The organism is Hoyosella levis, assembly GCF_026008515.1.
Classification (GTDB): domain Bacteria; phylum Actinomycetota; class Actinomycetes; order Mycobacteriales; family Mycobacteriaceae; genus Lolliginicoccus; species Lolliginicoccus levis.
Map to the genome: position 1 here is coordinate 72122 of NZ_BQYM01000005.1, position 12520 is coordinate 84641.

Here is a 12520-nt window from a genome sequence, read left to right on the forward strand (position 1 = left end):
GCGGCGCGCCGCAGGGATGGGCGACATCCACGCATCGCCCCCGGCCGCGTTGTATCCTCCCGGAATGTACGCCGGAGTGCACGGTATCGACAACTAACTTACCGGTGAGTAAGAATACGTGGTAGTCCAACACTCCCGAATTGTTTGGAGACTGAAGTGACATCGTCGAATAAAGCGGCCAAAGCCCCCGAGGGCCGGCAGACCCGGCCCGTAGCGATCCTCGGCGGCAACCGCATCCCGTTCGCGCGCAGCAACAAGGCCTACTCGAAGGCTTCCAACCAGGATATGTTCACTGCCGCGCTCGACGGGCTCGTGAGCCGGTTCAGCCTGCAGAACGAGGAGATCGGCCTCGTCGCCGGCGGCGCCGTCCTCAAGCACTCGCGCGATTTCAACCTCATCCGCGAGTCCGTGCTCGGTAGCGCCCTCGCGCCCTACACCCCCGCGATCGATGTGCAGCAGGCCTGCGGCACCGGCCTCACCGCCATCAGCATCGTCGCGGACCAGATCGCCCTCGGGCGCTCCGAGTCCGGCATCGGTGGCGGCAGCGACACCACCTCCGACGCGCCGATCGCCGTCAACGAGGAACTGCGCAGCCTGCTGCTCGACCTCAACCGCGCCAAGACCACCGGTGATCGCATCAAGCTGCTCGGCAACCTTCGCCCGAGCCAGCTCGTGCCCGCCATCCCCAGCAACGGCGAGCCCCGCACGGGCCTGTCGATGGGCGAGCACGCCGCGATCACCGCCAAGGAGTTCGGCGTCTCCCGCGAGGGCCAGGACGAGCTCGCCGCGGCCTCGCACCAGAACATGGCCAAGGCCTGGGACGCCGGGTTCTTCAATGACCTCACCACTCCGTTCCTCGGACTGACCCGGGACGACAACCTTCGCCCGGACTCGAGCGCCGAGAAGCTCGCCAAGCTCAAGCCGGTCTTCGGCACCTCCCTCGGGGACGCCACCATGACTGCCGGCAACTCCACCCCGCTCACGGACGGTGCCTCCACGGTGCTGCTGGCGAGCGACGAGTGGGCCGCCCAGCGCAACATCCCCGTCCTCGCGTACCTGCGTGACTACGAGACCGCCGCTGTTGACTTCATCCACGGCCCCGACGGCCTGCTGATGGCGCCGACCTTCGCGATCCCGCGGATGCTCAAGCGCAACGGCCTCTCCCTCCAGGACTTCGACTTCTACGAGATCCACGAGGCATTCGCCTCGGTCGTGCTGTGCACCCTCGCGGCCTTCGAGTCGGAGGAGTACTGCAAGGATCGCCTCGGCCTCGACAGCGCGCTCGGCACGATCGACCGCAGCAAGCTCAACGTCAAGGGCTCCTCGCTCGCGGCCGGGCACCCGTTCGCCGCGACCGGTGGCCGCATCGTCGCCTCGACCGCGAAGATGCTCGCCGAGAACGGTGGCGGGCGCGCGCTCGTGTCGGTCTGCGCCGCTGGCGGCCAGGGCGCTGTGGCCATCATCGAGGCGTAAGTCTCGCGCATCAAGCAGGTCGAGTGATGGATTCGCCTGCCTGGTCATGATCGCTGGCTTGCGGGAGCCCCCGGGTAGTTGTTGCAGCCCGGGGGCTTTCGCGTTCCAGCGGTCCCGCGCGGGCCGGGGCCGATTCGTGGTTCGCGGGGCCTGTAACGCGTTGCGGGGCAACGCCGATACGGCTAGTAAGTCCCGCGCGTAGACCCGAAACCCCGACCCGGCCGTCCGCGCGGGACTTCCCGCGCGCCGCGGCCGCCTGGTCACGGACGAGGGGCAGGACTTGTCGGGATTGGTTTAGGTCATGCCGCCGCGCGAGCGCGATGGCGCGGGGCCTAACCTAGCTAGGAAGCGTGTTACCGGAGCCGCTTGAGCGGTTGGGAGGCGACTGTGGCGAATCGCAGAAGTTCGAGGGCACGGCCGTTGGTGGTCGTGGCCGGCCTGCTGATGGTGCTGGTCCTGGCCGGCGCGGTGGCTTACGCGGTGGATTGGTTCGTATCCCGGGACAAGGTGCCGCGCAACGTGACCGTGGCCGCTGTCGAGATCGGCGGACTGTCCCCCGAGGATGCGCGGCAGCGGCTGGAGGCGGAGCTGGTGCCCCGCGCCTCGGAACCGTTCGTGGTGATCGCGGACGAGATGGAGTCGTCGATCCTGCCGGACGAGGCGGGCCTGGCGCTCGATATCGAGGCGACGGTCGATCAGGCTAGTCGCCAGCCCCTGAATCCGGTGACGCGACTCGCTGATCTGTTCCGCACCCGCGAGGTCGGTTTCGCCAGCACCGTCGACGGTGCCCGGCTCGAGGCCGTCGTCGATGAGGTGAAGGCAGCCGTCGATGAGGAGGCGGTGGAGGGCGATATCGTCTTCGTCGATGGTGCTCCGCAGCTCATCCAGCCACGCGACGGCCTCATCGTGCCCGCCGACGAGGCTCGCGCCACGATCGTGGAGCGGTGGCTGTTCCCCGAGCCCGTGCGGCTACCCGTGCAGGTCGAAGAGGTGACCGTCACCGAGGAAGGCCTCGATGCGGCACTGACGGAGTTCGCGCAGCCCGCGGTCTCCTCGAACCTGGTGATTCGTGGCAAGGATGGCGCCGAGGCAGTCCTTGCCCCCGAGGAAATGGGCGATGTCGTGTCGTTCGCCCCGGATGGTGACGGTGGGCTCGAGCCCGAGTACAGCGTGGATGCCGCGCGAAGGGCATTGGCTCCGCAGTTGCGCGAGACAGAGGTCCCGCCGGTAGAGGCGACGGTACGGATCGGTGACGATGGGCCCGAGGTCGTGCCCGATCAGGTGGGCACCACCGTTGACTGGGACGCGACCCTCGCGGACCTCCCCGAGCTGATGCAGCGCGTCGAGGGCCGCACCGTGGACGCGGTCTACGAGGACACCCAGGCAGAGTTCACCACAGCTGATGCCGAGGCACTGGGCATCGAGGAAGTGATCGGCGAGTTCACCACTGGCGGATTCGCCTCCGCCTCGGGCGTCAATATCAGGCAGGCCGCGGAGGAGACCAACGGCGCGATCATCGAGCCGGGCGAGACGTTTTCCCTCAATAACCACACCGGTACCCGCAGCTACGCGCAGGGATACGTTGACTCCGGCATCATCCTCGGTGGTCGGCCGTCGACCGCGGTCGGTGGCGGCGTGAGCCAGTTCGCGACCACGCTCTACAACGCCGCATACTTCGCCGGGCTCGAGGATGTTGATCACACCGAGCACAGCTACTACATCTCGCGGTACCCAGCAGGCCGCGAGGCGACGGTCTTCGAGGGATCGATCGATCTCCAGTTCCGCAACCAGTACGACACGGGCGTGCTCATCCAGTCATTCGGCGATCAGTCATCGGTGACGGTACGCATGTGGGGCACCAAGACCGTCGACGTCGAATCGGTCAACGGTGGCCGGTGGGACTACACCTCGCCGCCACGGATCACCCTCCGCGAGGGCCCGAACTGCCAGCCAAGCGCCGGTGGCCAGGGATTCACCACCAGTGATACGCGCATCATTCGCGACGCGGACTCCGGCGACGAGATCTCGCGCGAGACCCGCACGGTCCGCTACGTGCCGCAGCCAGAAGTGGTCTGCGAGGCGCCGCCTCCGCCACCACCGCCCTCGGATGACGACGAGGGTGACAACGGCGACGAGGGGGAGGAGCGTCCGTCCGAGGAGCCCGAGCCCTCCGAGCCCGAGCCCTCCGAGCCAGCTCCACCCGCGGAGCCAGCTCCCTCCGAGCCAGCTCCACCCGCTGAGGGCTAGTAGCCAGCCGCGCGGGCCGCGCGACTCCGAGCCCGCGCGGGGCGCCCCCTTCCGCAAACGCACCGCAAACTGACCGCACAGTGGCGTGTTGCACCGGCGTGTCGAGCAGTTTCTATCGCGTTTGGCGCGCGGTGCCACGGGATGCCGCTGGGTGCCAGCGGATCAGCCCTCGATTACGCCGGGATGGGTGGGTGCAGGCGCTTCATGCTCCATTCCTGCTGCCGCCGGGCGGCGTAGGCCGAGATCGCCATCGAGACGACGAGCAAGCCAGCAAGGACTATCACGGACTGCCAGAGCCTGCCGTCGGCGCCACCGATGATGAGCTGCCGCAAACCGGTGACGGAGTATGTCATCGGCACGTAGGGGTGGATGGTCTCGAAGAGCTGGCCGGTGGTCTCGGGCGGGTAGAGCCCGCCGGCGGAGACGAGGTTGATCATGAGCAGGGCGAGCACGGCGACGCGCGCGGTCGAGGGGCCGAGCAGCACGAAGATCATCTGGATGAACGCGAGGAACGCGAACCCGACGAGAACGAGGAAGATGAGCAGCCCGGCGGGATTGGCGGCCTCGAGTCCGATCGCGTAGCGCACCACGAGGAAGGTGACGACGGCCTGGGCGGCGCTGACGAGCATCGCGGGCCAGTAGGACGCGAGGATGGTGCGCAGCCCGCCGAGTCCCGCGGCGAGCGGCCGGGACTGGAGGGGCCGCATGAGCATCCAGAGAATGAATCCGCCGATGAACAGGGCCAGCGAGATGAAGAACGGGGCCATGCCCGTGCCGAAGGTGGAGGCGTAGGCCACGTGGCGGGGGTTGACCTCGAGCGGCCCACCGATCACTTCGGCGTGCTCGAGGCGCTCCTGGTTGTTCCAGTCGGGAATCTGCTGGGACCCGGCAGCGAGCTCGCTGGCGAGGAGGGTGGCGCCCTCGTCGAGGCGGCTGGTGCCGTCGGTGAGCTGGTCGATGCCGCCCACCAGTTCCCCGCCACCGTCGGCGAGCTGGCGTAGTCCGTCGGCGAGCTCGACGGCTCCGTTGTTGATCTCCTGCGCGCCGTCGCGGAGCTGGGTGACGCCGCCGGTGAGCTGGTCGCCACCGTCGGCGGCGAGGGCGAGGCCAGTGCGGAACGGGCTGGTGGGGTCACCGATCTGGTAGGCGAGCTGGGCGGCGCCATCGCGGAGCTGCTGGAGCTGGCTTTGTGACTCGGGACCGAAGCCCTGCCGGTCGATCTCGCCGCGGATCCGGTCGAGCTCGGCGGCGCCGTCATGGGCTACCGGGTGGGGGACGGTGCGCAGGAGCGTGGCGACCTCGCTGAGCGTGCCGGTGATGTGCGCCTGCTTCTCGGCGAGCACGTCGAGCTGGGCGACGAGCTGGTTCACTCCGCCGCTGAGCTGGTCGGCCCCGTCGCCGAGCTGCCGCGCGCCATCCTGGAGGTCATCGAGCCCGTCGGCGAGGGGCAGGACTCCGTCGGTGAGCTGCTGGATGCCGCTAGAGAGCTGGCCGGTGCCATCCGCGAGGACGTTCGCGCCGTCGCGGGCGGTGACGAGGTTGGTGGCGAGCAGCTGCGCGCCCTCGCCTAGCTCGGCTACCCCGGCACGGAGCTCGCTGGTGCCGTCGGCGAGCTGCTGGCTGCCGTCGGCTGCCTCGACGAGCCCGCCACGGACTGTCTGGAGGCCGACAAGGACTTGGTCGACGGACTGGGCACCGATGGTCTCGGACATGACATTGAGGATGCGATCCATCGCGGTCTGGGCGATGGTGGTGCCGATGGCGTTGGTGGCGTCGTTGTAGGTGACACGGATGGTGGCCTTGCGCGGGTCGTCCCCCGCGGCGGAGACGAGGGCCTCGCTGAAGTCCTCGGGGAACTCGACGGCGAAGTAGTAGGTCCCGTCCTCGACGCCCTGTTGAGCCTGCTCCTGGTTGACGCGGACCCAGCCGAGGTCGCCGCGCTGCTGGAGCTCGCGGGTGACTTGCTCGCCGAACCGGACAGTCAACCCGTCCATCCGCGCTCCGGTGTCGCTGTTGACGATGGCGACGGGCATCTCGTCGACCTTGCCGAGCGGGTTCCAGTAGGCCCACAGGTACATGGCGCCATACAGGAGCGGCAGGAAGATGATCGCCACGATGGCGAGGCGGGGGAGCTTCTCGCGGCCGAACCTCTTGAGCTCGGTGCCGAAGGAGAGTGCTGCGACCATGGTTGGAGTCTCCGGACGGGGGTCAGTGGCGGCTGGCGGCAAGCTCGAGGCGAAGCACCGCGGGATGGTCAGCTACGGGATCTGCGGACGTAGTGAGGACGGTGGTGTGCTCGGTGAGAGCGGCGAGCTGCTCGACGAGAAAGCCCCGCTCGGTGCTGTCCTCGATCTGGGCGAGGTCGTCGACAGCGAGGATGCGCGGGCTGCTCATCATCGACAGCGAGATCTGTAGCAGCAGTCGCTCGAGCTGGCTGAGGTCCCACAGCACGGTCTTGCCGGTGGGGATGGGGCGATCGCCGAACAGGGGAGCGCAGGCGTGCTCGACATCCGCGTCGCCGAGGCGGCCCACGGGCCGGTACCAGGGGCTGTTCCAGGTGGCGCGCTCGCGCAGCGCATCGCGGACGGTGAGGCTGTCGTCGAGGTCGTCGATGGTGCGGAAGCCAGCGATGGCGGTGTGCTTGCGGATGCGATGGCCCCGCTTGGGGTAGGGCAGGCCGAGGATGGTCGCGGACCCTGCGCTCGGGCGCATGCGCGCGGTGAGGGTGAGCAGCAGCGCGGTCCGTCCGGTGCCCGGGGGGCTCTGGATGACCGCGAGGTCGCCCTCCTGGATGTCGAAGGTGTGCGGGCCATAGACCGTGCCGCGCGAGCCACGGAGCGAGAGGTCGGCGACGGAAATGATGGGTTCGGCGGTGTCGCCGCGCGCGTCGTCCATGGGTGGTTCCTCCGCCGTGTTGCCGCCATGTTCCCGGGATGCCGCGTAGTCGCTGGCAATGGGGCGGGCCCCGTGGTGTCCACTATCGCGGACGACGCATTGGTGTGCCCGTTGTTTGACGCTACTGACTGCTGATCAATCATGTACGGGAAGGTGGCGGAAATCATGCGCCCGGCGCGGTGATGCGAGAAGGGGCGGACCGCTTGCGCGGCCCGCCCCTACTAGGTGCTCGGTGGTGCGAGGTGGATCAGAACGCCGCCTCGTCGAGCTCCATCAGGTCGAGGTCGATGTTGGTGAGGACCTGCCGGATGGCGTGGATCTCGGGCAGCATGTTCTTCGCGAAGAACGAGCCAACCGCGACCTTGCCCTGGTAGAACGGCACATCCTTCTCGCTGGCGCCCTTGTCGAGCGCGGCGAGAGCCACCTCGGCCTGGCGCAGCAGCAGCCAGCCGATGAGCAGGTCGCCCACGGCGAGCAGCAGGCGCACAGAGCCGAGACCGATCTTGTAGAGCTCCTCGATCTGCTCGGCGGCACCCATGAGGTGCCCGGTGAACGTGCCCAGGATCGCCTGGACATCCTCGAGCGCCGCGTTGAGGAGCTCGCGCTCGTTCTTCAGGCGCTCGTCACCGTTCGGGTCGTCGATGAACTTCTTGATCTCGCCGGCGACGTGGGCCAGAGCAACGCCCTTGTCGCGGGCGATCTTGCGGAAGAAGAAGTCGAGCGCCTGGATGGCCGTGGTGCCCTCGTACAGCGAGTCGATCTTGGCGTCGCGGATGTACTGCTCGATCGGGTAGTCCTGGAGGAAGCCCGATCCTCCGAGGGTCTGCAGCGACTCGGTGAGGTACTGGTAGGCACGCTCGGAGCCGACGCCCTTGACGATCGGCAGCAGCAGGTCGTTGATGCGGTAGGCGAGGTCCTTGTCAACGCCGGCGACGAGCTTCGCGGCAGCCTCGTCCTGGTGCACGGCGGTGTAGAGGTACACAGCGCGCAGGCCCTCGGCGTACGCCTTCTGCGACATCAGGCTGCGGCGCACGTCCGGGTGGTGCGTGATGGTCACGCGCGGCGCGGTCTTGTCGGTCATCTTCGTCATGTCCGACCCCTGGACGCGCTCCTTGGCGTAGGACAGCGCGTTGAGGTAGCCGGTGGAGAGGGTGGAGATCGCCTTGGTGCCGACCATCATGCGGGCGTGCTCGATGACCTCGAACATCTGCGCGATGCCCTCGTGCACCTCGCCGACCAGCCAGCCCACGGCGGGCTTGCCGTTCTGGCCGAAGGTCAGCTCGCACGTGGCGGAGACCTTCAGGCCCATCTTGTGCTCCACGCCGGTGACGTAGACGCCATTGTGCTCGCCGTACTCGCCGGTCTCCCAGTCCACGTGGTACTTCGGGACGAAGAACAGGCTCAGGCCCTTCGTGCCGGCGCCAGCGCCCTCGGGGCGCGCCAGAACGAGGTGCATGATGTTCGGGAAGAGGTCATCGGAGGTGGCGGAGGTGATGAAGCGCTTCACGCCCTCGATGTGCCAGGTGCCATCGTCCTGCTTGATGGCCTTGGTGCGGCCCGCGCCGACATCGGAACCGGCGTCCGGCTCGGTCAGCACCATCGTGGCGCCCCAGCCGTTCTCCACCGCGTGCTCGGCCCACTTCTTCTGCTCGTCGGTGCCGAGGTGGAACAGGACGTTCGCGAACGACGGCCCGGCCTGGTACATGAATGCCGCGGGCTGCGCGCCGAGCAGCATCTCCGCGATCGACCACACGAGGATGCGGGGCGCGGGGATGCCACCGATCTCCTCGGACAGGCCCATGCGGTACCACTCGCCGTCCCACAACGCACGGAAGGACTTCTTGAAGGACTCGGGAAGCGTGACCTCGTGGGTCTCGGGGTCGAAGACAGGGGGATTGCGGTCCGCATCCGCGAAGGACTCGCCCAATGGGCCCTCAGCAAGACGCGAGACCTCGGACAGCATGTCGCGCACGGTGTCGACGTCCAGATCGCCGAACTCGCCGGACTTCAGGACTTCCTCGAGGCCCAGGAACTCGAAGAGGTTGAACTCCAGGTCGCGAACGTTGCTCTTGTAGTGGCCCATTCTTACACTCTCTCCGTTGAGATGTTCGTCGGATTCCCTACCAGCGAGATGACGCCGTGGCAGCCATTCACAAGATGGTCCACCCGGCAACCTACTCGCCAGTAACTTACGTCAGTTTACGTCCCGGCCGCGCCCATGCCAATAGCGCGCCTTGCGAACTGCACCACATTCACTGCAATACCTCGCTGCTCCGGGTCTCCCGGACCGCCTCCCCGAACTCCCGCACGGTCACTGGCAGGATCAGCACGGCGACCAGAGCCTCGCTCACGAAGAACCACCACCCGACGGCCGGCAGCCCGTACTCATCCACCGCCAGCGCGACGCCCAGAAGGAAGACCACGATCGTTGCCGAGCGCGCCGCCACAACCCGCCCCACGACGCCATTGATCCGCGCCAGCGATCCATGCATCGCCTGCAGCGCCACAAATGGCATCGCTGCGGCGCCCGCGTACAACAACGGCGAGCTATGCGTCCCATAGCTGGTGTCGATCATCGCGAAGGACGTCGGAGCCAGGATCGCCAGGAACATCGAGCACGCTAGCGCCATCAAGGAGAGCAGGAACGCGAACCGATAGACCAGGCCCGGGAGATCCCACGCGGACCGGTCCGCAGCGCTCACGAACGGACCCATCACGGCCGTCAACAGCGTCCCGAACATCAGCACCAGGAAAAACGCCGGGATGAAGTGGCCAGCCGCGATCGGCCCCAGGTTCACCATCACTAGCAGTGGCAGCACCGTGGGCGTCACCGCCCCCAGCGCGGCCGGAGCATACGCGCGCAGCACACCCCGCATCATCTGGCCCCGGTCCACCTGCTGCGGCGCCAGCGCCGCGAACTCGCTCCCCCCGATCTTGCGCGCGATCACTGCCGTCAACACCGGCACCAGCACCATCATCGGCACGAACCACGCCATCGCGATGCCCGTCGAGCCCAGCGAGAAAACCCCTGCCGCCACCAGCAGCGCCAGCCTCGCCGCAGCCTGGGCCACCATCGCCACCGCGCTCCACCGGGCCCTGCCCAGCCCCGACACCATCGAGTCATACGACGACAGCACAGCGAGTCCCGCGACCAGCGGCGGAAACGCCCACGCTTGCCAGGGCAACTCGAAAACCACCTGCCGGGGCACCACCAGCACCACCAGCGTCCCCGCCAGCATCGCGACGATGAAGACGGCGGCATTGCCACGGAAGAACCAGCCCATCGCCTTCACGCCCGAGACCGGCACCACTCGCGACACCACGGCACCGATCCCCAGGTTCGCCAGCGTCGACACGCCCGTCGCCACCGCCACCAGCACCCCGGCGAAGCCAAGGGCCTGCACATCGAACAAGAACGCGGCAACGATCCAGAAGACAGCCGTGAAGACAGCGCCAAACACGCTCGACACCAATGCCGCCAGGGCGTCCGCATCCAGCACCCGGCGCGTCGCCAGCCCCGCCGACGGCGTCAAGTCCCAGCTGCTCGCATTAACGCTCTCCGACACGCCCCAAGCCTAGTGACGCAACCATGCGCCTCGGGCACAAAGGGGGCAGACGGGGCGAGAGGACTGTTGCTGTGCCGGCGCGGCATCTGGCGGGGGCAGCCCGCGAGTGCTCTCCGATGGCTCGATTCACCACCTCACCAGGCGCGCCCATGCTAGCTTCGTGAAAAATTGCCCGTGGCTCACACCTATCGCGATAGCGGAGGCCCTGATGAGAACATCCGCACGAACCTCCGCTTCCCGCAGAAGCTTCCGAGCGCCGCGCCGCGCGCTGCTGGGACTGGGTGGTGCTGGCGCGCTCGCCGTGGCCTCGGTGGCGCTCCCGGCCACCTCGGCCGCGCAACCGCCCTTGGGATGCACCCAGGTGGGGGATCAGGTCACCTGCGTCTACGACGTGCCAGGCCAGCACAGCTTCCTGATCCCCGCTGGCGTCGACACGTTGACCATAGCCGCGATCGGCGGCCACGGTGGGCAGGGCGGCGGCGCCAACGGCGGTGCTGGTGGTCTGGCAGGAACAGCCCAGAGCACCTTGAGCGGACTCTCCGGCACCCTGTTCGTGCTCGTGGGTGGCAACGGCGGCAACGGCGGAACGATGGGTGGCGGGGGCGACGCGCCCGGAGCCAACGGCGGGGCCAGTGGCGGCGACGGAGGCGCCCCTGGCGCCGGCGGGGGCGGCGCCTCGGACGTGCGCACCACTCTCGCCGATCCAGGTTCCCGCCTGCTCGTCGCGGGTGGCGGCGGAGGCGGAGGCTCGATCGGGCAAGCCGGCGACGGGGGTGATGCGGGGCAGCCCGGTACTGCCGGCTCTGGTGGATCCAGTGGCGGTGGGGCCGGCGGGGCCGGGACACCGACTGCAGGGGGCGATGGCGGCATTGGCTTCACGTCTGCCGCGGACGGGCAGGATGGCACGCTCGGCGTCGGCGGCACCGGAGGGCCCTCCGCGACCGCCGCCGGTGGCGGAGGCGGTGGAGGCCTGTACGGCGGAGGGGGCGGTGCAGGCGCCGGCTCCGTAACCGGTGGGGGAGGTGGGGGCGGAGGCTCCTCCCTCGGCGAGACCACCGGCCTCGCGCAAAGCGATGACGCGCCGAGCGTGACCATCACCTACCCCGCCCCCGAGGATCCCGGGTGCGCGGGCTCGCTGTGCATCGACCTCGGAAGCATGCTTGGCATTAGCTGAGACACCGGAGCGCTGCTGCGCTCCATCGGGCGCTGGCTCGACAACCTACTCAATAATGTGGCCGGGCGCAGGGCATGCGCCCGGCCACAAGTGCGTTTGCCCGCGCCATGGCCGGGTATTCCTCCCGCAGGTGCCGTAGCGGTGTCGGGCGACAGCCACGATCAAGCTTCCCGCGGCATCCAGAAATGGGTAGCGCGATGCGGGTGAAGCCCTCCAAGACCCTCCTCGCCGCCTCGGCTTCCTGCGTAGTCGCACGCGCAAGGACAGCGACCACGCCCCAACCCCGCCCATGACCGGGCACCAGCAGAACTAGGAATCGAAATGGAAACCAACACCATCGTCGCCATCATCGTCGCCGTGGTCGCGGTCCTCGTGATCGCCGCCATCATCGGGTCGCTTCTAGCGAAGAAGCGCAAGGAGAGTCGTCGGGCCGAAGCCATTCACCTTCGCGCCCAAGCCGACGAGCACGCGCACGATGTCGGGCAGAACGAGGCGATCGCCGCCAAGACAGCGGCAAAGGCGCGCGCCGCCCAAGCCGAGGCCGACGCGAAGGCGGCGGAAGCGGAAGGGCTGCAACACCAGGCGCACACACGCCGTGCCGACGCGGCCTCCGCCCGCGAAAAGGTGAACTCGGAGTTCGACCGGGCCAACGAGATCGACCCTGACCTACCCACGAGGGACCCAGGCGTCGTCGGCGGTCCGAGCGATCATCCCCGCACCACCACCGGCCGCACCTACGAAAGCGACCGCGGCTACCAAGCTGGCGCAGGCCCCGCCAGCACGTCGGACCGGCCTCAGCAGGATCTACCGAGAAGGCACCAACCAGGCCGACCTGATGACCCGCGGCCCTACAACCAGCCCTGACGCCACAGGAGAGGACTGAACCGGGAGGTGCATGGGCTCGCTTACCGCGGTCCCGCGCGTCGGGTTCGCGGAGGCTGCGCAGACGGCAAACGCCCTGGCGGAGGCTGAGGCCTCTACCAGGGCGTTTTGCGAGAGCCGATGACGGGAATCGAACCCGCGTATTCAGCTTGGGAAGCATTTTCCGTGTCCGCTAGCCGGAAGCCGAAGCCGCTGGTAGCGCAATCGAGAGGGTGGAGTTTCTGCAGGTAGGGTAGGAGTTGTCGGTTGACTTGCGGAGCCCTACGGTTGACTCGCGGGGCCT

8 protein-coding genes are annotated in these 12520 nt (G+C 68.2%); 4 read left to right on the forward strand and 4 right to left on the reverse strand.

Annotation, left to right across the window (positions count from 1 at the left end; translation table 11 throughout):
• The first annotated feature begins 156 nt into the window (after window positions 1-156).
• Window positions 157-1473 (forward strand): acetyl-CoA C-acetyltransferase, encoded by a 1317-nt coding sequence (locus QC765_RS07025; RefSeq protein WP_278313723.1) that lies wholly within the window; start codon window positions 157-159, stop codon window positions 1471-1473.
• Between the two features lie 429 nt (window positions 1474-1902).
• A complete protein-coding gene (locus QC765_RS07030) occupies window positions 1903-3720 on the forward strand; it encodes a VanW family protein (RefSeq protein ID WP_278313724.1) in 1818 nt (605 codons plus the stop codon).
• Between the two features lie 173 nt (window positions 3721-3893).
• Here QC765_RS07030 and QC765_RS07035 read toward each other — a convergent pair whose 3' ends face one another.
• The 4 genes from QC765_RS07035 to QC765_RS07050 form a co-directional block, all read right to left on the reverse strand.
• On the reverse strand, window positions 3894-5906 hold the full coding sequence (locus tag QC765_RS07035; protein ID WP_278313725.1) for a YhgE/Pip domain-containing protein: 2013 nt from the start codon (window positions 5904-5906) through the stop codon (window positions 3894-3896).
• Between the two features lie 22 nt (window positions 5907-5928).
• Window positions 5929-6615 (reverse strand): P-loop NTPase family protein, encoded by a 687-nt coding sequence (locus tag QC765_RS07040; RefSeq protein WP_278313726.1) that lies wholly within the window; start codon window positions 6613-6615, stop codon window positions 5929-5931.
• 247 nt (window positions 6616-6862) lie between these two features.
• On the reverse strand, window positions 6863-8698 hold the full coding sequence (locus tag QC765_RS07045; protein ID WP_278313727.1) for an acyl-CoA dehydrogenase: 1836 nt from the start codon (window positions 8696-8698) through the stop codon (window positions 6863-6865).
• Window positions 8699-8867: 169 nt separating this feature from the next.
• Window positions 8868-10181, reverse strand: coding sequence for a hypothetical protein (locus QC765_RS07050; RefSeq protein ID WP_278313728.1), 1314 nt, complete (start codon window positions 10179-10181; stop codon window positions 8868-8870).
• A gap of 208 nt (window positions 10182-10389) precedes the next feature.
• Between QC765_RS07050 and QC765_RS07055 the strand changes: the two genes are divergently transcribed.
• A complete protein-coding gene (locus tag QC765_RS07055) occupies window positions 10390-11355 on the forward strand; it encodes a hypothetical protein (RefSeq protein WP_278313729.1) in 966 nt (321 codons plus the stop codon).
• A 321-nt stretch (window positions 11356-11676) separates the two neighbouring features.
• Complete coding sequence (locus tag QC765_RS07060; RefSeq protein WP_278313730.1) at window positions 11677-12219, forward strand: hypothetical protein; 543 nt, start codon at window positions 11677-11679, stop codon at window positions 12217-12219.
• Window positions 12220-12520: the final 301 nt, after the last annotated feature.

Excerpts from the sequence above, each read along its gene's own strand:
- QC765_RS07035 (WP_278313725.1), bottom strand. The coding sequence starts at position 5,906 with ATGGTCGCAGCACTCTCCTTCGGCACCGAGCTCAAGAGGTTCGGCCGC.
- QC765_RS07040 (WP_278313726.1), bottom strand. The coding sequence starts at position 6,615 with ATGGACGACGCGCGCGGCGACACCGCCGAACCCATCATTTCCGTCGCC.
- QC765_RS07045 (WP_278313727.1), bottom strand. The coding sequence starts at position 8,698 with ATGGGCCACTACAAGAGCAACGTTCGCGACCTGGAGTTCAACCTCTTC.
- QC765_RS07055 (WP_278313729.1), top strand. The coding sequence starts at position 10,390 with ATGAGAACATCCGCACGAACCTCCGCTTCCCGCAGAAGCTTCCGAGCG.
- QC765_RS07060 (WP_278313730.1), top strand. The coding sequence starts at position 11,677 with ATGGAAACCAACACCATCGTCGCCATCATCGTCGCCGTGGTCGCGGTC.